The sequence below is a fragment of the Caballeronia glathei genome (genome assembly GCF_000698595.1).
GTDB lineage: Bacteria > Pseudomonadota > Gammaproteobacteria > Burkholderiales > Burkholderiaceae > Caballeronia > Caballeronia glathei.
In genome coordinates this window covers 1-18,526 of sequence record NZ_JFHC01000064.1, presented here as the reverse complement: position 1 = coordinate 18,526, position 18,526 = coordinate 1, and the positions used below count along the sequence as shown (strand labels likewise).

At 64.0% G+C, this 18,526-nt stretch carries 24 protein-coding genes; 18 read left to right on the top strand and 6 right to left on the bottom strand.

Annotated features, from left to right (window positions below; all coding sequences use genetic code 11):
• Positions 1-28: 28 nt before the first annotated feature.
• Both BG61_RS29710 and BG61_RS42975 read right to left on the bottom strand, forming a co-directional pair.
• Positions 29-271: a hypothetical protein gene (locus BG61_RS29710; RefSeq protein ID WP_035931397.1), complete on the bottom strand. Its 243-nt coding sequence runs from the start codon at positions 269-271 to the stop codon at positions 29-31.
• Positions 268-414: a hypothetical protein gene (locus BG61_RS42975; RefSeq protein WP_161783711.1), complete on the bottom strand. Its 147-nt coding sequence runs from the start codon at positions 412-414 to the stop codon at positions 268-270. The genes BG61_RS29710 and BG61_RS42975 overlap by 4 nt, the downstream gene beginning before the upstream one ends.
• A gap of 89 nt (positions 415-503) precedes the next feature.
• On the opposite strand from BG61_RS42975, the gene BG61_RS29705 reads away from it, so the two are divergent.
• The 11 genes from BG61_RS29705 (at position 504) to BG61_RS29660 (ending at position 8,305) form a co-directional block, all read left to right on the top strand.
• Positions 504-1,349 (top strand): hypothetical protein, encoded by an 846-nt coding sequence (locus BG61_RS29705; protein ID WP_035931396.1) that lies wholly within the window; start codon positions 504-506, stop codon positions 1,347-1,349.
• Positions 1,346-1,585 (top strand): hypothetical protein, encoded by a 240-nt coding sequence (locus BG61_RS29700; protein ID WP_051672864.1) that lies wholly within the window; start codon positions 1,346-1,348, stop codon positions 1,583-1,585. The genes BG61_RS29705 and BG61_RS29700 overlap by 4 nt, the downstream gene beginning before the upstream one ends.
• A 204-nt stretch (positions 1,586-1,789) precedes the next feature.
• Positions 1,790-3,106: a P22 phage major capsid protein family protein gene (locus BG61_RS29695; protein WP_051672863.1), complete on the top strand. Its 1,317-nt coding sequence runs from the start codon at positions 1,790-1,792 to the stop codon at positions 3,104-3,106.
• A gap of 54 nt (positions 3,107-3,160) precedes the next feature.
• Positions 3,161-4,210: a hypothetical protein gene (locus BG61_RS29690; RefSeq protein WP_035931395.1), complete on the top strand. Its 1,050-nt coding sequence runs from the start codon at positions 3,161-3,163 to the stop codon at positions 4,208-4,210.
• Entirely contained in the window at positions 4,211-4,417 is a 207-nt protein-coding gene (locus tag BG61_RS29685) for a hypothetical protein (RefSeq protein WP_035931393.1), read from the top strand.
• Positions 4,418-4,528: 111 nt separating this feature from the next.
• Entirely contained in the window at positions 4,529-5,968 is a 1,440-nt protein-coding gene (locus BG61_RS29680; protein WP_152565248.1) for a hypothetical protein, read from the top strand.
• Between the two features lie 2 nt (positions 5,969-5,970).
• The gene (locus tag BG61_RS29675) at positions 5,971-6,255 is read left to right on the top strand and encodes a hypothetical protein (RefSeq protein WP_035931390.1); all 285 of its coding nucleotides are present in this window, start codon (positions 5,971-5,973) and stop codon (positions 6,253-6,255) included.
• A 42-nt stretch (positions 6,256-6,297) separates the two neighbouring features.
• Positions 6,298-6,471 (top strand): hypothetical protein, encoded by a 174-nt coding sequence (locus tag BG61_RS43390; protein ID WP_169743325.1) that lies wholly within the window; start codon positions 6,298-6,300, stop codon positions 6,469-6,471.
• Positions 6,464-6,910, top strand: coding sequence for a glycoside hydrolase family protein (locus BG61_RS29670; protein WP_035931388.1), 447 nt, complete (start codon positions 6,464-6,466; stop codon positions 6,908-6,910). Before BG61_RS43390 ends, BG61_RS29670 begins: the two co-directional genes overlap by 8 nt.
• Before the next feature lies 1 nt (position 6,911).
• Positions 6,912-7,322 (top strand): holin family protein, encoded by a 411-nt coding sequence (locus BG61_RS29665; protein WP_035931387.1) that lies wholly within the window; start codon positions 6,912-6,914, stop codon positions 7,320-7,322.
• On the top strand, positions 7,319-8,305 hold the full coding sequence (locus BG61_RS29660; protein ID WP_035931386.1) for a hypothetical protein: 987 nt from the start codon (positions 7,319-7,321) through the stop codon (positions 8,303-8,305). Before BG61_RS29665 ends, BG61_RS29660 begins: the two co-directional genes overlap by 4 nt.
• Here the strand turns inward: BG61_RS29660 and BG61_RS29655 are convergent.
• The gene (locus BG61_RS29655) at positions 8,280-9,287 is read right to left on the bottom strand and encodes an acyltransferase family protein (protein ID WP_035931385.1); all 1,008 of its coding nucleotides are present in this window, start codon (positions 9,285-9,287) and stop codon (positions 8,280-8,282) included. The genes BG61_RS29660 and BG61_RS29655 overlap by 26 nt on opposite strands.
• A gap of 265 nt (positions 9,288-9,552) precedes the next feature.
• Here BG61_RS29655 and BG61_RS29650 point away from each other — a divergent pair, with 265 nt between their 5' ends.
• Both BG61_RS29650 and BG61_RS29645 read left to right on the top strand, forming a co-directional pair.
• Positions 9,553-10,365 carry a helix-turn-helix domain-containing protein gene (locus tag BG61_RS29650; RefSeq protein WP_035931596.1) on the top strand — a complete coding sequence of 271 codons (813 nt, stop codon included), beginning with the start codon at positions 9,553-9,555 and terminating at the stop codon, positions 10,363-10,365.
• Between the two features lie 175 nt (positions 10,366-10,540).
• Positions 10,541-10,813 carry a hypothetical protein gene (locus tag BG61_RS29645; protein ID WP_035931383.1) on the top strand — a complete coding sequence of 91 codons (273 nt, stop codon included), beginning with the start codon at positions 10,541-10,543 and terminating at the stop codon, positions 10,811-10,813.
• A gap of 93 nt (positions 10,814-10,906) precedes the next feature.
• Here BG61_RS29645 and BG61_RS42970 read toward each other — a convergent pair whose 3' ends face one another.
• Together BG61_RS42970 and BG61_RS29640 are read right to left on the bottom strand one after the other, a co-directional pair.
• Positions 10,907-11,074 carry a hypothetical protein gene (locus BG61_RS42970; RefSeq protein ID WP_161783710.1) on the bottom strand — a complete coding sequence of 56 codons (168 nt, stop codon included), beginning with the start codon at positions 11,072-11,074 and terminating at the stop codon, positions 10,907-10,909.
• Between the two features lie 342 nt (positions 11,075-11,416).
• Positions 11,417-12,718, bottom strand: coding sequence for an MFS transporter (locus BG61_RS29640; protein ID WP_035931380.1), 1,302 nt, complete (start codon positions 12,716-12,718; stop codon positions 11,417-11,419).
• A 424-nt stretch (positions 12,719-13,142) separates the two neighbouring features.
• Here BG61_RS29640 and BG61_RS29635 point away from each other — a divergent pair, with 424 nt between their 5' ends.
• Positions 13,143-13,826 carry a response regulator transcription factor gene (locus tag BG61_RS29635; RefSeq protein ID WP_035931378.1) on the top strand — a complete coding sequence of 228 codons (684 nt, stop codon included), beginning with the start codon at positions 13,143-13,145 and terminating at the stop codon, positions 13,824-13,826.
• A gap of 108 nt (positions 13,827-13,934) precedes the next feature.
• On the opposite strand, the gene BG61_RS29630 is transcribed toward BG61_RS29635, so the two are convergent.
• Positions 13,935-14,840: a dihydrodipicolinate synthase family protein gene (locus BG61_RS29630; protein ID WP_035931376.1), complete on the bottom strand. Its 906-nt coding sequence runs from the start codon at positions 14,838-14,840 to the stop codon at positions 13,935-13,937.
• 190 nt (positions 14,841-15,030) lie between these two features.
• On the opposite strand from BG61_RS29630, the gene BG61_RS29625 reads away from it, so the two are divergent.
• The 4 genes from BG61_RS29625 to BG61_RS29610 form a co-directional block, all read left to right on the top strand.
• The gene (locus tag BG61_RS29625; protein ID WP_035931374.1) at positions 15,031-15,984 is read left to right on the top strand and encodes a 4-hydroxyproline epimerase; all 954 of its coding nucleotides are present in this window, start codon (positions 15,031-15,033) and stop codon (positions 15,982-15,984) included.
• The gene (locus BG61_RS29620; RefSeq protein ID WP_035931592.1) at positions 15,981-17,132 is read left to right on the top strand and encodes an NAD(P)/FAD-dependent oxidoreductase; all 1,152 of its coding nucleotides are present in this window, start codon (positions 15,981-15,983) and stop codon (positions 17,130-17,132) included. Before BG61_RS29625 ends, BG61_RS29620 begins: the two co-directional genes overlap by 4 nt.
• Entirely contained in the window at positions 17,125-17,373 is a 249-nt protein-coding gene (locus BG61_RS29615) for a 2Fe-2S iron-sulfur cluster-binding protein (protein ID WP_035931372.1), read from the top strand. The genes BG61_RS29620 and BG61_RS29615 overlap by 8 nt, the downstream gene beginning before the upstream one ends.
• The coding region (locus BG61_RS29610) for an FAD-dependent oxidoreductase (protein ID WP_035942505.1) at positions 17,370-18,526 on the top strand (1,157 nt) is incomplete at its 3' end. The genes BG61_RS29615 and BG61_RS29610, both read left to right, overlap by 4 nt.

Here is an 18,526-nt window from a genome sequence, read left to right as displayed (position 1 = left end):
CCGTCTTTGATTACGCGGAAATTTCGCATCAGAAGGAGATTTTGAAAGCAGTAACGAACAGGACGAGGGCGCCGATAGCGACGCTCCATCCGAAGATAGCCTTGAGCACGGACGCACCGTTGCGCCTGATGTCGCCGGCCAGTTCGAACGGGAAGGCGAGCATGCGGATGACGATCTCCGCGACCGCCTGGATAAGCCCGAGGCGCACCAGCATGATCGCTAGGCCGATGAGCACGCCGATGACAAACGCGTGACTGAGTGCGGACATCATTCCTTTTCTTTCTCCTTCTCGATCTCGATTTGCTTGCGCAACATGTCGCGAACTACCTCCGCAAAGGATAGGTCGTGCTTCTCGGCATATTCCACAAGCCATTTAAGCATCGGCTCGGGAAAGAAGAGGCTAATACGTTTCATGTGGTCATGATAGGCATACAATACGCGCATCACAAGATATTTTTATCGTATACTTGACGAATTGCATCTTTCCACCTACAGGTGAGTGAATGGAACAAGAACTCGAAGCGCAGCAGCCCGAACTTGAGCAGGAACAGCCCGCCGAAATCGCGGCTCCCGTTTTGTTTGAGGACGAAGATCAGGAGTCCCAAGAGCAAGAACCCGCAGAGGGCGCCGAGCAACCCGAAGGCGAGCCCCCGTCGCTGAAGGGCCAACCGGCGCCCAAGTGGGTGGCGGAGTTGCGTAAGAGCCACAAAGAGGTGATGCGCGAGAAGCGCGAGCTTCAGCGCAAGGTGGAGGAGTTGCAGTCCAAGCTGCCGCCACCGGTCCCGACGCTCGGGCCGAAGCCGACGCTCGATCAGTTCGACTACGACGAAGCCGCGTTCGGTGAGGCGTACGACGCCTGGATGCAGCGGAAAGCGGCGGCCGATGCGGAAGATCAGCGGAAGGTCGACGCACAGCGCAAGGAACTGGAAGAAGTCGAGAACTTCAAGAAGTCCTACGCCGACCGCAAGAAATCGCTCGGCGTCGACGACTTCGACGAAGCAGAAGCGGAGGTCGGTGCGATCCTGAACCAGACGCAAGCCGGGCTGCTGATGCGCGGCGCGGATGACCCGGCCGTTCTGGTCTATGCGCTCTCGAAATCCCCCGCGCGGTTGATGGATCTGGCGAAGATCACCGATCCGGTCAAGTTCACCGCGGCAATCGCGAAGATGGAGGTCCACTTGTCGACGAAGAAAACCAGCCGGCCGGCGCCGGAACCGCGCATCACTGCCGAGCGTGGCTCAGGCTTCAGCGCATCGAGCAACCAACTCGACAAGCTCCGCGCGGAAGCAGAGCGCACCGGTGACTATTCGCGCGTTGTCGCGTACAAGAAGCAAATGGCGCAAAAATGACGGATACGAAAGCTAAACTCCTGAGCCATGCCCGGCTCAAGGAGTTGTTTGCCTACGACCCGGAGACGGGGCTGCTTACGCGGAACGTTGCGGTCGGATCGGTGCGAGCCGGGACGGTTACGGGCGGAAGTACGGATCAGTACGGTTATAAAAAGATCAACGTCGACAAATGCACGCACCTTGTGCATCGTCTGGTGCGCGAAAAACACCACGAACGTTATGCATGCCACGCTTAGTTAGTATTGCCATCTAGCTTTAAAAGTAATATAGTGCTAGCAAGCTTGTGCGCGTCAGGACTGAGACAAATCCTTTTCTGACGCGAGCGGCGGTTTCAACGTATTCAGCTCCATCGGCGTGGCTCTGCCCGTTAGTCCTGCTGACTGCGAAATCCTTGGGGAAATCCCCAACGCTTTCTCATTCATTTTTTTAGGACTACAGAAATGGCCAACCCCCCGGCAGCCCCCTTTTTGTCGACCGCAAACTCGTTCTCGAAAGAAGAGCGCATCGCGTTCGAAAACCTCCTCGAAGGCTTCAATGACCAGTTGGTCATGTCGAAGGCCGTCACCGTATTCTCGAACGATCAGACCATGATGGCTCGTGCCGGCGACATCATCCGCCGCCCGATGCCGTACATCGCCCGTTCGTTCTCGGGCCTCGACCAGACCGCAAACTTCGTCGGCAAGACGCAGTTGACCATCCCGGCCGCGATCGACACGATCCGCAGCTCGCCGTGGGTGATGGACGCAACCGAACTGCGCGACGCGCTGCAAGAAAACCGCCTCGGCACGGCTGCGAAGCAGAAAATCGCGTCGGACATCAACGTCGATGTGGTGAACGCTGTTTCGACGCTCGGCTCGCTGGTCGTGAAGCGCACGGTCGCCGCGACCGGCTTCGACGATCTGGCACAAGCTGATTCGCTGATGAACGAGCAGGGCATCGACTACGACGGCCGCTACTCGGTCTTCGGTTCGCGCGACTACAACGCAATGGCCGGCAACTTGGCTTCGCGTGCGTACGTCGTGGAAGGCCAGAAGGCTGCCAACGCCTACGAAATGGCAACGGTTGGCCGTCAAGTGGCAGGCTTCGAGCGCGTGCTGAAGGCAGACTACCTCGCGCGTCTGACGGCTGCGGCCGGCGTGACGGTCACGGTCAACGGTGCAAACCAGTTCACCACGCCGAAGGCGCTCGCAGCGAGCCCGACCGGCCCGCTTCAGTCGAACGTCGACAACCGCCTGCAAGCTCTCGCGATCACGGTCACGTCCGGCACGGTCAAGGTAGGCGACGCCTTCACGATCGCGGGCGTGAACAACGTCCATCCGATCACGAAGATCGACACCGGCCAACTCAAGACCTTCCGCGTCGTCGGCATCGTCTCGGGCGCAGGTGGCACGGGCACGATCACGATCACCCCGGCGATCATCTCGGGTCAGGGCGCAACCGATGCGGAACTCGCGTACAAGAACTGTACCGCGACGCCGGCTGCGGGCGCTGCGATCACGTGGCTCAACACGGTCACGACCGGCGTGAATTGCTTCTGGAAGAAGGAATCGGTCGAAATCCTGCCGGGCCGTCTGGCAGTTCCGTCCGACCAGGGCATGGCCGTGATGCGCGGTACGACCGACCAGGGTATCGAGATCGTGATGGCGAAGCAGGCCCACATCGAGAACTACAAGTCGCTGTATCGCGTCGACGCTTTTTACGGCGTAAGTGTCACGAATCCCGAGATGTGCGGGATCATGCTCTTCAACCAAACGTAAGCAACGTATTCCGGGCGCCCTTCGGGGCGCTCCGCTTACCTTTGGGAGAATGCTATGGCAGCCACAAGCGAGGCGCGTGCGCTTCCTTTCTTCACGGATCTCTACGGGTCACCCCTCGAATCCGGGTTCATCTATATCGGTCAAGCCGGGCTCGATCCCGTCGCATACCCGGCTGTCGTCACGTCCGACATCGCCGGTAGCGTCGTTGTCGCTCAGCCGATCAGGACCACGCACGGCCACGCAACGGCTGCGGGTTCGCTGATCCATCTGTTTGTTGAAATCCCCTATTCGATCACGATCCTTGACGCTGCGAGGCGGCTCGTCTACGCGTCGCTGAACGAGACGGACCCTATCGTCATGGCGATCGGGTCGAGCAGCGTGCAGAGCGTCGCGAATGCGGCCGAGCTTCGTGCGCGCGACAAGAACTCGACGAACCAAGTCTGGATGACGGACGTAGGAATGTACACGTACGTTCCTACTGACAACACGTCGCCGGAAAACTTCCCGTTCGTCGTAGTCGGAAATGACGGGGGCCGGTATCACCTCAATTTGCAGGATGTGAACGCGAATTGGGTGAAGGTGACGGGTAATAGCAACCCGTCAACGCAGGGGTTATGGATTGGCTGGAACGCCGCCGGCGATGGGTCTGCATTTATAACGAACAACAGGGGTATTAGTACCGGCGGCATTGTGATCCGCGTCGTCAATGCAGACAACTCCGTTGAGACGGGCCGAGCGACCATCACGACGACTGGCGGTCTGGTAACGACGGATGGCATTCAAGCGACCGGCGACATCAAGGCGACGCACAACCTGATTGCGATGAATTCCGTAGTCGAGTTGAACAACATCGGTACTCGTTCGATTCTGTGGGACTCGGTTGGCGACACGTACGCTTTGCCGAACGCACCTCTTCTTGTAAATGGCTCGTTGGCTCTCACGACTGCCACGTATCAGAGCTTCATCGCGGCCAACCAATTGGCTAACGGCATCGGTGCCGTTGCGCTCGGTAACAACATCGCCCCCAATCCCGTTCTTCCTGGCACGTGGGTTTCCCCCGGCACTGGCGCGAACGCCGTATTTCTCTGGGTGAGGACTGCATAAATGGAATATCACTCGATCGCAAATCCGGTATGGACCGACGCGGCGCACTCGATGGTCACGGTCGACATTGTGTTTCCGTCGCTCGGCGATGAACCGGTCAAGTTCAACGCGTCGGACAAGGATTGCATGCCGTACGGCCGCGAGATCCACGCCGATCTGATCGCCGGCAAGTACGGCTCGATCGCAGAGCCAATCGTTCAAGGATAAGAGATGTCGACCATCGGGGATTTGTGCGTAACGTCGTCCGTAAGCTCGGGCGATAAGCTGCCGATTTGGCAGAACGCAAATGGCGTAACGCGCGCGCTGCCGATATCCGTCTTGGACGATCGGTACATCACGCAGGAAGAAATCGCGTTGTTGGCTATCAGCCCGGCGACGGAAATCTTTGTTGCTGGCGCGGACTTCACGCCCGGCGTTTCGCTCGCTTTGACGCTGGCGAACCTGTACAACTCGGTCAACAACATCGAGGTCTTCTTCGATGCGTCGTATCAGGGACCGGATCAGTACGATCTGATCGGGCATGGCTTGTCCTTCACCTCTCCGATTCCTGTCGGCGTGGAAAAGGTTTATGTCCGCGGCGGGGCATCTCGACTCGTCGTGACCCCGAGCGATGGCGCGGTAACGGACGCCTCGATCGCGACCGGCTCCCATCTATTCAACCGCGTCAATGACGTGCGCAGCATTCGTGACTTCGGCGCGCGCTGCGATGGCGTGACGGACGATTCGTTGGCGTTCCAGGCGGCATCGAATGCCGTTCCTGCTGGCGAGACGTGGGAAATCTTCGTCCCTGCCTCGTCCGTCGTGAACAGCACGGTTACGGCCGGGCTCGGGACGATCGCATGGAACTTCGCGCAAGAGGTTGAACTGCTCGGGACTGGAACGATTCCGTATCAAGCCGCAACGATGGGGTTCAACTCGACGCCGAATGTCGGGAAACGCCTCAGCATCTGGCACGGCACGAACGCCAACCCGACGACTGACGGCGTGACGTCGACGGCGTACATCCAGCGCGTGGACAAGTCTGTTGTCGGTGACGATCCAGCGCACCTGATCTCGTCGCTCTACGTGACGCACAAGCGGCTGCCGGGCGGAACCGGCTGGCTGTATGGCGGCTACTTCTACCTTGAGGACCAGTCGACGACGGGCACCGCTCAGTCTGTCGCCTTGGCTGCGTCGGCTCACGGAATCACGAAGGGCGCGGTTTGGGGCCTTTATTCGGAGGTCTTAGGGCAGTCGCCGAATGTCACGATGACGGCGATTGAGGTCGACACGTTCAACTTCACTAATGCCGATTACGCCTACAACGACGCGTTCCCGACGACCGCGCCGTTCTCTGCCGGCATGTGGAACATCTCGTTCGGGCAGAACAAGAACTCGTTCGCGCACGGCATCGCAAGCGGCAGCATCGCCAATCAGTGGCACGTCGGCATCTACATGAAGACGTTCTCGATCGATCACATCGGGATCGACATCCAGGCGCAGCCGCCGACGCTCATCAATTTCAAGTACGGCGCCTCGACGGACGGGACCGGGATTACCCCCGGCGGCATCGGGCTCGACGTGGGCGCTCAGATCAATGCCGCGTACGGATCTGGCGCGAATCAATGCGCGATCCATATGCGCGATCAGCGTCTTGGCTTCGGCAACTTCGGTTTCATGCAGTTCAACCCGACGTCCGGCTTCCTCGAAATCTGGTCGAGCCCGTCGACTCGCGCAGTTCACCTCAACCTATCAACCGGCGTGTGGATCGCAGGCTAACCATGAACAAAGACATCGAATACATCAACACGCAAATCGCGCAATCGAAGGCCAAGCTATTCGACCTTTCGAAAGCTCGTGACGACGAAGAAAACAAGCTCTTCGGTTTGTATGGCGCGCTCGAAACGCTTCAGATGCTTGAGCAAAAGCAGAAGGCTGCTGCGCCCGCGGAACAGCAGCGCGAACCGAGCCCGCTGACGGCCGCGGTGCGTGAAGCCGCCGCTGCGGAACAGGCTGCGTTTCGTGCACAGCCTCAAGACACGTCGCAGATCGGCGCCATTGTGTAACACATAGCGGCCCAAAGAGGCCGCTTTCTTCGGGGAATGGAAATGAACGACGTCGCATCGAGTGTCGCAAAGGCGGTGCCTCCATTGGGGGCGAATTATTGGCTCTGGTTCACGAGCCACGACATCAATTGGTATGTGGCGTTGTTCACGATCGCCTACATCGTTTTGCAGGCGTTCTACCTCATCAAGAACAAGGGGCGCAAGGGAAATGACTGACGACAATCTGCGCCTTCTGATCGCCGAGCTACGGCGCGACGAGGGCGTCGAGTACAAACCGTACAAGGATACGAAGGGAATTCTGACGGTTGGCGTCGGGCACAACCTGCAAGCGATTCCGCTGCCTGCCGGGTGGTCGTATCCGCTGACAGACGAACAGGTCGACGTCCTCCTGACCGATGACATTCGGAACGTGTTTGAAGATCTCGACCGCAACCTTCCGTGGTGGGTCGATCTGAACGACGTCCGTCAGCGCGTGCTTGCCAACATGGGGTTCAACCTCGGAATCACGAAGCTGCTCGGGTTCAGAAACACGCTGGGCGCCATGCGCCAGGGCAAATACGACGACGCAGCCCGCGGGATGCTCAATTCCGCGTGGGCGTCTCAGGTGAAGGGCAGGGCAATCCGTCTTGCCGACATGATGCGTAAGGGGCAATGACATGGCTGCATTCGATCCAGTCACCGCAATAACGAACGTCGTCGGTCAGGTCATCGACCGCGTATGGCCCGATCCCGCGCAAGCCGCACAGGCAAAGCTCGAATTCTTCAAGCTTCAGCAGACCGGCGAGCTCGCGCAGATCACCGGGCAGATGGAGATCAACAAGACCGAAGCGTCGAACGCGAGCGTCTTCGTCTCGGGATGGCGCCCGTTCATCGGGTGGGTGTGTGGCGCCGGCTGCGCGTGGAACTGGATCGGCCTCCCGGTCGCGAAGTTCGCGCTCATCTTCGCCGGCCATCCGGTCAACATCTCGCCCGCCGACCTATCCGAAATGATGCCGCTTCTGTTCGGCCTTCTCGGCCTCGGGACGCTTCGCACCTTCGAAAAGACAAAAGGGGTAGCTGCAAAATGAAGAAGATCATCGCCGGCGCGCTCGCGCTATTCTCCGCGCTGTCTTTCGGCGCCACGCTGAACCCGATCCAGTTGCTCAACCCGGCCGGTTCGACAGCAGGGCAGTCGATCGTCTCGACCGGACCGACGACGGCGCCGGCGTGGGGAGTATCAACCCTCGCCCCCATCGCTGGTAACACGGTGCTCGGCAACTCGACCGGCGCGGCCGCGGTCCCGGGCGCCGTTTCGGTTCCGAACTGCTTGGGCGCTTCTTCGGCTCTGAACTACACCGCCGGATCTGGATTCGGCTGCAACGCCACCATCAACGCTATCACCCTGGGAGGCGCCACGTTTTCGTCGCCCGGTCCGATCGGCTCCGTCTCGTCGAGCACCGGGGCATTTTCATCGATCAGCACGCCGTCAGCGACTATCGGCGGCGGTACGATCGATAACACGGCTATCGGTGCTAGTGCAGCCAGCACCGGGCGCTTCACTTCGGTAACGGTGACAACCGGCGGGGTGGGAATCACCGGCGGCCTCACGATGGCGACCGGCGCTATAACGCCCGTCTCGACAGCCGGCATCGCGGGCACCACGACGAACAACAACGCGACCGCGGGGAGTTGGGGGGAGTATCAGACGAACTCGACCGCCGGCACTTCGCTAACTAGCGCGACGGCGGCGAACGCAACGAGTATCACGAATCTACCGGCCGGCGATTGGGATGTGTCGTGTGTGGTGACGTTCGTCCCGGCTGTAGGGACGATACCTTCAATCATCGCGGCGGGCGTCACCACGGCATCGGCCACGCTGCCGGGTCCGAATATCGGCGGGTTCGTGCAGTTTGCCAGCAGCTTCCCGTCCGGGGCCGCGCAAGTCATGATCGCCCCGACCGTGCGTGTAAGTCTCGCGAGCCCGACGACGACCTTTTGCGTGGCGCAGTCGACATTCACTGGTGGCACGTCGACCGTGAACGGTTTTATCCGCGCGCGACGGGTTCGATAACGGCAGCATGGCGGCGCACTCGTGCCGCCTTCTTCAGCACCAGATACATCCGGTGCTCGACCATCCCGAAAGCCATTGCCCCGACGAAAGCTGCCGCGAACGTGATCGCCCATAGCGGGCCCAGTCCGATCTCCGGGTGCGCGCCCGTCACGACGTGGATCGCCAGCATGGCAAACGGCACGTGCACCAGATAGACGCCAAACGACATATCGCCGAACCAGACGAGCGGCTTGATGCTCAACCGCGGCGCGCACAGCACGACGAGCAGCGCGAACGACGCGGCGAGAGTCATGTCGTGCGCCATCATTGAGATGCGCCCGAACGCATCGCCGACGACCCACAGGAACATCGCGCCCAGAGCGGCCGGCAGCAGCGGCAACCGAAGCAGAACATCTCGGTTCAACGCGGCGAGCATCCCAGCGATGAAGAACACATCGACCTTCGAGAATAACACCATCGCGCCCGGCTGCGCGACGTCGATGTCCACGTACTGACTGACCAGCAGAATCGCCATCAGCCACATCAGGCAGACGCTCGTCGCGTGCCGCGCGCCCATCAGAACAATCGCGTATGTGACCAGATAGAACGCCATCTCATAGACTAGCGTCCAGTAGGGGATCATGTAACTAGCGTTGAGGCTCGTCGTCGGCAGGAGCGACGTCGAGAACCAGTCGAATTTCCAGATCGGGAACCACCAGCCGACCAGACAAAATGAAACGACGATCGCGAGCCAGAACCCCGGATAGATACGCAGCGCGCGGTTCCAGATGAACGCCTTCCCCTGGGACATGCAGCCTGCCATGACGAAGCCCGAAATCACGAAGAAGATTTCCACGCCAATGCTACCGAGATCGATAGGCAAGGAGTGGTGATAGTCCACCTGCTTGGCTGAGCACACGTAGAAGTTGATGTGTTGGACCAGCACCGCGAGCGCCGCAATTCCTCTCAGGCTCTGAAGTCCGTCCAGCCGCGTCTTCGTCATTTTTACCGTCTCTCTCGAAGTCTTTCCGCTTGTTACTTTCGTCGGACGGATTCTAACGCAAGTCCGCGTTTGCTCAAAAACTAAGCGTCTGGAATGGCGTTGTAAGTCTTTGATTTTGCTAGTGCAGCATTGTGCATTTATGGCACCCAAACAGGGGCGCCAAAACGCGCATAACCGTTTGATTCGATTGCGAAAAATGGCGTTTTTACAGCATTACCTGCGAGGTAATGGAAAGCGGGCGCGCGCTTCGACTATGATCGGCGGCATGAGCCCGACCCTTTCACACGCCGCGCCGCTCGCGCCCGTCGGCGCATTGCTGCGCGAATGGCGGCAGCGAAGAAGAATGAGCCAGCTCGACCTTGCGGGCGAGGCCGACGTATCGACGCGCCATCTGAGCTTCGTCGAATCGGGCCGCTCGGTGCCGAGCCGGGAGATGCTGATGCGGCTGGCCGAGCAGCTCGACGTGCCGTTGCGCGAGCGCAATACGCTGCTCGTCGCGGCGGGCTACGCGCCGCTTTATCGCGAGCGCCGCCTCGCCGATCCGCAGCTGTCGGCCGCGCGCCGCGCTGTGGAGCTGGTGCTGAAGGGGCACGAGCCATATCCGGCGCTCGCCGTCGATCGGCACTGGACGATGGTTGCCGCCAACGCCGCGATCGCGCCGCTCGTCGCGCTTGCCGATCCGTCGCTGCTCGCGGGGCCGGTGAACGTGCTGCGTCTTTCGCTGCATCCGAAGGGGCTCGCGCCGGCGATCGTCAACTGGCACGAGTGGCGCGCGCATCTGCTTGCGCGCGTGAAGCGGCAGGCCGAAGTCTCGGGCGATGCGACACTTGCCGCGCTCTTCACCGAACTCGAGGCGTATCCGGCGCCCGACGGTGCAGTGTCGGTATCGCACGGTGAAGCCGATGCGGTGGTCGTGCCGTTTCAGCTGCGCACGCCAGCGGGCGTGCTGTCGTTCTTCAGCACGACGACGGTGTTCGGCACACCGGTCGATATCACGCTTTCGGAACTCGCGATCGAGGCATTTTTTCCCGCCGACGCAGCCACCGCCGATGCGTTGCGCGCGCTCGCGAAGACCTAGCCAAACGTTTTCGCGGCGGCCACGACGCTTACAAAGTTTGAACCTACGGCCCGGCCGAAGATCAATGAAACTAGGCGAGCGGGGCACCCGTTCGCGGCACGCGTACCTCGCGTATTCCGCACGTACTCGTTACCGGGTCGATCCCGGGTCCATTCACCAGAGGCGGAACATACCGATGATCCAGACATTCGAGCACAACATCGCCGGCCAGCCGATGCAGTTTTGCGCCAGCATCGCGGAAGGCGGCGGCCCGCAGCGCGTGATCATCAGCCGCGCGGATTCGGCGGAGTCGCTCGTGATCGTCGATGCGTCGGGCATCATCGGCGCAATCAGGGCGGAAGTGGAGGCGCCGGAGAGCTTCGTCGCGGATGCCGTGCGCAAGGCCCAGCAGGAAGCGCTCATCGAGCGCGCGCTCGAAACGGGCGAGGTGCAGACGACGACCCTTTAAGCGCTCGCGCCGTTCCGGCGGCCGGCAAGAATGCCCGCTTTGCGACTCGCGAAGCGGGCATTTTTTCATTCGACGCGCAAGTCGCGACGGACCTCACATGCGCGGTTCGCCGTTCTTAGGATCGGCGGGCACGAGCGGCGTGGCGGAATCGGGACCGTCGGGCAGGTCCGGGTCGTCGGGATTCGGGGACGCGTCGGGATCGAGCAGCTTGTCGGGGTCGGGTTCGAACGGCTGTGCGGCAGGATCGTGCGGTGTCGACATGATGGCTTTCCTCAGCTTTCCTTGGGGCGGCCCGCGGACCGCGCGTTGCACCGGAAGGTGCGCGGATTTCTGCGCGCAACCGTCGTTCCCGCTCTGGGTTGGCGCCTCCCGCAGGCATTACGGCAGCATTCACGATCGGCACGTCGAGTTCGCAACGATCAGCAGGTGGCGCGGGCTCACCCGGGAAGCAGGAGCGCAAGCGGTTCGGTTCGGGTTCATGGCCTTCATCGCAGGCGCGCGGCGCGTTCGATGTTTCGCGCCGTGGTGAAACGTCGCTGCGCGAAAAAAATGGCGTGCCTTGACGGCACGCCATGTTCATTCCGTCTGATCAAAGCAACCCGTTCAGCGGGTTTGCGGCGCCTTCTTGATAAAGAGTGTCGTCACCGCGCCGACCACGCACAGCGCGCCGACATAGAGCGCGGGCGCCATCGGGTTCGACTTCATCATCAGCGACACGACGATCGGCGTGAGGCCGCCGAAAATCGCGTAGGCGACGTTGTAGGAGAACGAGATGCCCGAAAAGCGCACGGCGGCCGGAAACGCCCGCACCATCACGAACGGAATCGCGCCGATCACGCCCACCGTGAAGCCCGTGAACGCGTACCACGGCAGCAGGACGGACGTATCGACGGCGAGTTGCTGGAAGAGCGTGTAGTACGAGATCGCGAGCGCGATGCCGCCGACGAAAATCGTCTTGCCCGCGCCGATCCGCCCCGCGATCGCGCCCGCCAGCACGCATCCGATGGTGAGACACAGCGTCGCGAGGCAGTTCGCGATCAGCGCGGTCGCCGGCGCGATGTGGAACTGCTTTTGCAGGAGCGTCGGGGTCATCAGGATCACGACGACGATCGCCGCCGACAGCATCCACGTGAGCAGCATCGACACGATCACCGCGCGCCCGTGATCGCGCAACACGGCCTTCAGCGGGATTTCAGCGGCGAGCGACTTGCGCTTCTGCAGTTCGGCGAAGACGGGCGTTTCGTGCAGCCAGCGGCGCAGGTACACGGAGAAAAGGCCGAACACGCCGCCGAGCAGGAACGGAATGCGCCACGCGAAATCGCTGACTTCGGCCGGCGCGAAGTGCCGGTTGACCGCCGCCGCGATCAGCGAGCCGAGCAGGATGCCGGCTGTGAGACCCGCCGTCAGCGTGCCGCAGGCATAGCCGACGTGCCGACCCGGCACATGTTCCGAGACGAACACCCACGCGCCCGGCACCTCGCCGCCGACCGCCGCGCCCTGCATCACGCGGAACACGAGCAGCAGGACCGGCGCCATGATGCCGATCGAGGCGTAGGTCGGCAGGAGGCCCATCAGCAGCGTCGGCACCGACATCAGCAGCACGCTCAGCGTGAACATGCGCTTGCGTCCGAGCAGGTCGCCGAAGTGCGCCATGATGATGCCGCCGAGCGGCCGCGCGAGATAGCCCGCCGCGAAAATGCCGAAGGTCTGCAGCTGGCGCAGCCAGTCAGGGATCGTCGCGGGGAAGAACAGCTGACCGATCACCGGCGCGAAGAACACGAAGATGATGAAGTCGTAGAACTCGAGCGCGCCGCCGAGCGCGGCGAGCGACAGGGTCTTGTAGTCGCCGCGCGTCAGCGCACGGCCCGCGGCGGGAACGGCGCCGCCCAGTGGTGTTGCTTGCATCGATGAAAAAAGCCGGTAAATGGAAAAGCCACGCAAGGGTTGCGTAGGACGAGGCATGGCCCGGCGGCGGAAAGGCTGTGCTGGATGAGCGCAAAAACCGCGGCTGCGGGGCGCGACGGGAAGTCGCGGACGCAGTCTGCATCCCCGGGGTCCTGGTGGGACGCCCGAAGCGGGAACTTTTTGCCAAACGTCGGATATTACAGGATGAAGGCTTGTCGCCAGCATTTTCAGGACAACATGGCGCCGGCTTTTCGGTTGCCCGTATGGGCGAACAATCGGACTGGTCTGATGGGCGCCGCCGCGGCGCTTCGTCAGAATCGCGCGTTTTGGCGGACTCGTGATCCTTCGCGGGTCCCAGGCGATGTGTCCCGCATCTTCGCTTCGGCGCATCGCCGTGTCCCACAGACTCACCGGACCCGATTTCATGCGCGTTGCCGTACTCCAAACCGATTTCTCCCACCGCGCGCTCATTGGCGATGTCGTCAAGCGGCTCGGCCATGACTGCCTGCTGTTCGGCGACGGACTCGTGCTGTCGAAAGCGCTGTCACGTTCGACCGTCGATTTCCTCGTGCTCGACTGGCATTCCACCGGACTGTGCGGTCTCGACCTGCTCAAATCGGTCCGTTCCAGCTTCGGCGAACGCGTGCCGGTCCTGTTCGCCACCGCCGACGGGGCCGAACACAACGTGGTGCGCGCGCTGACCGCCGGTGCCGACGACTACCTCGTGTATCCGCTGCGTCCGGCGGAGCTTGGCGCGCGTATCGAAGCGCTGCTGCGCCGTGCGTATCCGTCGAACGCGTCCGCGACGCTCGATGTCGGCCCTTATCACTTCGACGCCCGCCAGCAGTCGGTCACCGTGCGCGGCAAGCCGGTGCAGCTGAGCGGCACGCAGTTCCGGCTCGCGCTGCTGTTTTTCTCGAACGTCGGCCGCGTGCTGTCGCGCGATCACATTTTCGCGATGGTCTGGGGCCGCGAATTCCGCGAGACCACCCGCACGATCGACAGCCACGTGTCGCGCCTGCGCCTCGCGCTCGAGATAGAACCGGAGAATCACTTCCGGTTGCAGCCGGTGTACAAGAGCGGCTACCGGTTGCTGCATCTTTATTGATGACGGCAGGAAAGCCGGAAAGCCGGCGCGCGGTTCCCGCGCCCGGCAATGAAATGAAAAATGCCGTCGCAAGACGGCATTTTTTTCGCCCGCGCCCAGCCCTGCGTGTCAGATAGCGGGCAATTCCGGGCGCGTTTCGATCGAGCGGCGGATCAGCGCCTCGACCTGCCGGCGCTCCTCGCCGTCGAGCGGCAGGCGCGGCGGGCGAACCGGCTCGGTGCCGAGCCCGACGATCGCTTCCGCGAGCTTGATGTTCTGCACGAGCTTGTGCGACACGTCGAGCGCGAGGAGCGGCGCGAACCAGCGATAGATCGTGCGCGCTTCCTCGATGCGCCCCGCCTGAAGGAGCCTGTAGATCGCGACGGTTTCCTTCGGAAACGCGCAGACGAGCCCCGCAACCCAGCCGTGCGCGCCCATCAGTATCGCTTCCATCGCGAGGTTGTCGACGCCGCAAAAGAGCGCGTAGCGATCGCCGGTTTCGTTGATGAGATCGGTGATGCGCCGCACGTCGCCGGACGATTCCTTGATCGCCGCGAACCTGGCGTCGGCGGCCAGTTCCGCGAACATCTGCGGCGTCACGTCGACGCCGTACGCGAGCGGATTGTTGTAGACCATGATCGGCAACGGGCTCGCGTCGGCGACCATGCGAAAGTGGTTGAGCGTCTCGCGGCGGTCGGAGAGATAGCGCAGGCCCGGCAATACCATATAGCCCGCCGCGCCGTGCCGCGCGGCGCGCTCGGCCTGCCGGCAGCCGTCGAGCGTGCTGTTCTCGGCGATCGTCAGCAGCACCGGCACGCGGCCCCGCGACGCCTCCACCGCGACATCGAGCACCTCGAGCTTCTCGTCGAGCGACAGCGTCGACGCTTCGCCTAGCGAGCCGCACACGATGATGCCGTCGACGCCCGCGTCGATCTGCGCCTCGATGTTCTTCCTGGTCCACGCGCGGTCTATGCTGAAATCCGCGTTGAACTTGGTGGTGACGGCAGGCAGTACGCCTTCCCAGATATGCGCCACGGCGGCTCTCCTGAAGTGAATGTCCGGAGCGAAGTTTAAGCACGCTGAAATGGCGCGTCTTGCGTCTTTCGCGCGTGTCGCGTGCAGATTTCGGCACAGGTGCCGTGCGCCTTCGCTCTGTGCCGAAATCGTCATCAAATCCGCCTAGCGCCGCCAAGACGCCCCGCAGCCGCATTTTTACGATAGCGGCATGAAAACCCTCGACATCATCGATTCGCACACGGGCGGTGAGCCTACCCGCCTCGTCGTGTCGGGCGGGCCCGACCTCGGGCGCGGCACGCTCGCGCAACGGCTCGACGTTTTTCGCACGCGCTTCGACGACTGGCGCGCGGGCGTCGTGACCGAGCCGCGCGGCTCGGAGGTGATCGTCGGCGCGCTGCTGTGCGAACCGGACGACCCGGCGAGCGCCGCGGGCGTGATCTTCTTCAACAACGTCGGCTATCTCGGCATGTGCGGGCACGGCACGATCGGGCTCATCGTGTCGCTCGCGCACCTGGGCAGGCTCGCGCCGGGGCGGCACCGCATCGAGACGCCGGTGGGCGCCGTCGAGGCGACGCTCAACGCGAACGGCAGCGTCAGCGTGCGCAACGTGCCCGCGTGGCGGCATGTGCACGCGGTGACCGTCGACGTGCCGGGCCACGGTCCGCTGACGGGCGATGTGGCGTGGGGCGGCAACTGGTTCTTCCTCGCCGCCGGCCACGGGCGCGAACTCGTGCCGGCCAATATCGCGGAACTGACCGCGTTCACCGTGGCGATCCGCGACGCGCTGCACGCGCAGGGCATCACCGGTGCGAACGGCGCGTACATCGACCACATCGAGCTGTTTGCCGACTCGCCGCGCGCCGGCATCGACAGCCGCAATTTCGTGCTGTGCCCGGGCAGCGCCTACGACCGCTCGCCGTGCGGCACCGGCACGAGCGCCAAGGTGGCGTGCCTCGCCGCCGACGGCATGCTCGCGCCGGGCGCGGTCTGGCGGCAGGAGAGCATCATCGGCAGCGTGTTCGAGGCGAGCTATGGCGAGCCCGAAGCGGGCGAACGCCTGGAAGTGATCCCGACGATCACCGGTCACGCGCACATCATGGGCGAAGGGCGCCTCTGCTTCGACGACGCCGATCCGTTCGCGTGGGGCATCCGCACGGCATGAGCGCGGACGCGATCGTCGTCGGGGCGGGGATCGTCGGCGCGGCCTGCGCGGCGGAACTGGCCGCGCACGGGCTGACGGTGGACGTGCTCGACGCCGGCGGCATCGGCGGCGGCACGACGGCGGCGGGCATGGGCCATCTCGTCGTGATGAACGATTCGCCTGCGGAATTCGCGCTGGCCCGCTATTCGCGCGAACTCTGGCTCGAACTCGCGCCGCAGCTGCGCGCAAGCGATGCGTTCGCGCGCTGCGGCACGCTGTGGGTCGCGGAGGACGACGACGAACTCGCCGCCGCGCGCGACATGTGCGGCGCGTTCCGGTCAGATGGCGTGCGCGCCCGCATGCTCGACGCCGCCGCCCTTCGCGAGAGCGAACCCGCGCTCAGCCACGCGATGCAGGGCGGCCTGCTGGTGGAGGACGACGGCATCGTCTATGCGCCCGGCGTCGCGCAATGGCTGCTCGCGCGTTCGCCGCACGCGGCGCGCATCCGCGTGTCGACGGGGTGCGCGGTCCGTGCGGTCCGGCGCGGGGGCGTGACGCTCGCGAACGGCGACGAGCGCGCCGCGGCGCATGTCGTCGTCGCGAACGGCCTCGCGGCCCGCGACCTGCTGCCGGGCGTGCCGCTCGCAGCGAAGAAGGGCCATCTGCTCGTCACCGACCGCTACCCGGGGATGATCCGCCATCAGCTGCTCGAACTGGGCTACATCAAGAGCGCGCATCACGCGACGGGCACGTCCGTCGCCTTCAACGCGCAGCCGCGCCCGACCGGGCAGTTGCTGATCGGCTCGTCGCGTCAGTTCGATACGCTCGACCCCGCCGTCGAAATGGACGTGCTTGCCGCGATGCTCGCGCGCGCCGCGCGCTATCTGCCCGGCCTGCCAGCGCTCAACGCGATCCGCGCGTGGACGGGCTTTCGCGCGGCGTCGCCGGACGGTTTGCCGCTGATCGGCGCGGCGGCCCACGCGAGCGACGAGCATCGCGACGACAACGGCGGCGGCCTCTGGCTGGCGGCCGGCCACGAGGGGCTTGGCGTGACGACGTCGCTTGCCACGGCGAAGCTGCTCGCAGCGCAAATCCTCAAGCTCGATTGCGTGCTCTCGGGCGACGCTTTCACGCCCGCCCGCTTTTCGATGGAGCATGCCGATGGCTGAGATGGTCTGCGTGACGATCGACGGCGAGCCGGTGAGCGTTCCCGCGCTCACGACCGTCACCGCCGCGCTCGCGATGCAGGCGCGCGCGGCCACGCGCCGCTCGGTGAGCGGCGAGGCGCGCAACGCGCTGTGCGGAATGGGCGTGTGCTACGAATGCCGCGTGAGCGTCGATGGCCGCGCGCACACGCTCGGCTGCCAGACGCTCTGTCGCGAGGGCCTCGTGATCGAGACCGCGCGATGAACGTCGACAGCTATGACCTCGTGATCGTCGGTGCGGGCCCGGCGGGCTTGCGCGCGGCGCAGGTGGCCACGTGCGAAGGCGTGCGCGTCGCGGTGATCGACGACAATCCGCGTCCCGGCGGGCAGATCTGGCGTCAGGGGCCGCAGCATCCCCCCGGCGACGCGTTGCAAAAGTGGCTCGTCGATACCGCCAGCCGCGCCAATTTCACGCTTGTCAGCGGCGCGAAGGTCGTTGCCGCACTGGACGGCCGGCGCCTGCTGCTGGAGCAGGGCGACGCGCCCGCCGTCATCGGCTATACGCAGCTGATTCTCGCGACCGGCGCGCGCGAGCGCATGTTGCCCTTCGACGGCTGGACGCTCCCCGGTGTCACCGGCGCGGGCGGCCTGCAGGCGCTGATCAAGGGCGGCATGCCGGTGGAAGGCGAGCGCATCGTGATTGCGGGCAGCGGCCCGCTGCTGCTCGCCGCGGCCGCGAGCGCGAAGCAGTGCGGCGCCGACGTGCTCGAAGTGGTCGAGCAGGCGCCGCGCGCGCGGGTGCTGCGATTCGGGGCGTCGCTTGCCGCGACGCCGGCGAAGCTCGCTCAGGCGCTTGCGCTTGCCGCTTCGCTCGGGCCGTCGCGTTATCGCACCGGCAGCGTCGTCGTGAAGGCGCACGGCAGAGGGCGCGTGGAGGCGGTCACGATCCGCTCGGCGGCGGGGGAGCGGATCGTCGAGGCGGACCGCGTCGCGTGCGGGTTCGGTCTCGTGCCGAACGTCACGCTCGCGCAGGCGCTAGGCTGCGAGATCGATGCGCCGGGCGCGATTCGAGTCGACGGCGGGCAGCGCACGTCGGTCGAAGGGGTGCTCGCGGCGGGTGAGTGCACGGGCGTCGGCGGGATGGAACTGGCGCGCGCGGAAGGCGCGCTTGCGGCGTACGCGGCGCTCGGCATCGGCGATGGTCGCGTCGCGGCGGCGCACCGTGAGCGCGCACGCTGGCGGCGCTTCGCCGCGCGTCTCGCCGATGCGTTCCAGCTCGGCGAAGCGGCGTGCGCGCGGCCGTCGCCGGAAACGCTCATGTGCCGCTGCGAGGACGTGAGCGTCGGCGCGGTGGCCGCGTACACGAACTGGCGCGACGCGAAGCTGCACACGCGCTGCGGCATGGGGCCGTGCCAGGG

Excerpts from the sequence above, each read along its gene's own strand:
- BG61_RS29650 (WP_035931596.1), top strand. The coding sequence starts at position 9,553 with ATGAGCCCGACCCTTTCACACGCCGCGCCGCTCGCGCCCGTCGGCGCA.
- BG61_RS29620 (WP_035931592.1), top strand. The coding sequence starts at position 15,981 with ATGAGCGCGGACGCGATCGTCGTCGGGGCGGGGATCGTCGGCGCGGCC.
- BG61_RS29635 (WP_035931378.1), top strand. The coding sequence starts at position 13,143 with ATGCGCGTTGCCGTACTCCAAACCGATTTCTCCCACCGCGCGCTCATT.
- BG61_RS42975 (WP_161783711.1), bottom strand. The coding sequence starts at position 414 with ATGAAACGTATTAGCCTCTTCTTTCCCGAGCCGATGCTTAAATGGCTT.
- BG61_RS29655 (WP_035931385.1), bottom strand. The coding sequence starts at position 9,287 with ATGACGAAGACGCGGCTGGACGGACTTCAGAGCCTGAGAGGAATTGCG.
- BG61_RS29640 (WP_035931380.1), bottom strand. The coding sequence starts at position 12,718 with ATGCAAGCAACACCACTGGGCGGCGCCGTTCCCGCCGCGGGCCGTGCG.
- BG61_RS29690 (WP_035931395.1), top strand. The coding sequence starts at position 3,161 with ATGGCAGCCACAAGCGAGGCGCGTGCGCTTCCTTTCTTCACGGATCTC.
- BG61_RS29705 (WP_035931396.1), top strand. The coding sequence starts at position 504 with ATGGAACAAGAACTCGAAGCGCAGCAGCCCGAACTTGAGCAGGAACAG.
- BG61_RS29675 (WP_035931390.1), top strand. The coding sequence starts at position 5,971 with ATGAACAAAGACATCGAATACATCAACACGCAAATCGCGCAATCGAAG.
- BG61_RS29645 (WP_035931383.1), top strand. The coding sequence starts at position 10,541 with ATGATCCAGACATTCGAGCACAACATCGCCGGCCAGCCGATGCAGTTT.
- BG61_RS29695 (WP_051672863.1), top strand. The coding sequence starts at position 1,790 with ATGGCCAACCCCCCGGCAGCCCCCTTTTTGTCGACCGCAAACTCGTTC.
- BG61_RS29665 (WP_035931387.1), top strand. The coding sequence starts at position 6,912 with ATGGCTGCATTCGATCCAGTCACCGCAATAACGAACGTCGTCGGTCAG.
- BG61_RS29660 (WP_035931386.1), top strand. The coding sequence starts at position 7,319 with ATGAAGAAGATCATCGCCGGCGCGCTCGCGCTATTCTCCGCGCTGTCT.
- BG61_RS29670 (WP_035931388.1), top strand. The coding sequence starts at position 6,464 with ATGACTGACGACAATCTGCGCCTTCTGATCGCCGAGCTACGGCGCGAC.
- BG61_RS29615 (WP_035931372.1), top strand. The coding sequence starts at position 17,125 with ATGGCTGAGATGGTCTGCGTGACGATCGACGGCGAGCCGGTGAGCGTT.
- BG61_RS29700 (WP_051672864.1), top strand. The coding sequence starts at position 1,346 with ATGACGGATACGAAAGCTAAACTCCTGAGCCATGCCCGGCTCAAGGAG.
- BG61_RS29710 (WP_035931397.1), bottom strand. The coding sequence starts at position 271 with ATGATGTCCGCACTCAGTCACGCGTTTGTCATCGGCGTGCTCATCGGC.
- BG61_RS29625 (WP_035931374.1), top strand. The coding sequence starts at position 15,031 with ATGAAAACCCTCGACATCATCGATTCGCACACGGGCGGTGAGCCTACC.
- BG61_RS43390 (WP_169743325.1), top strand. The coding sequence starts at position 6,298 with ATGAACGACGTCGCATCGAGTGTCGCAAAGGCGGTGCCTCCATTGGGG.
- BG61_RS29685 (WP_035931393.1), top strand. The coding sequence starts at position 4,211 with ATGGAATATCACTCGATCGCAAATCCGGTATGGACCGACGCGGCGCAC.
- BG61_RS42970 (WP_161783710.1), bottom strand. The coding sequence starts at position 11,074 with ATGTCGACACCGCACGATCCTGCCGCACAGCCGTTCGAACCCGACCCC.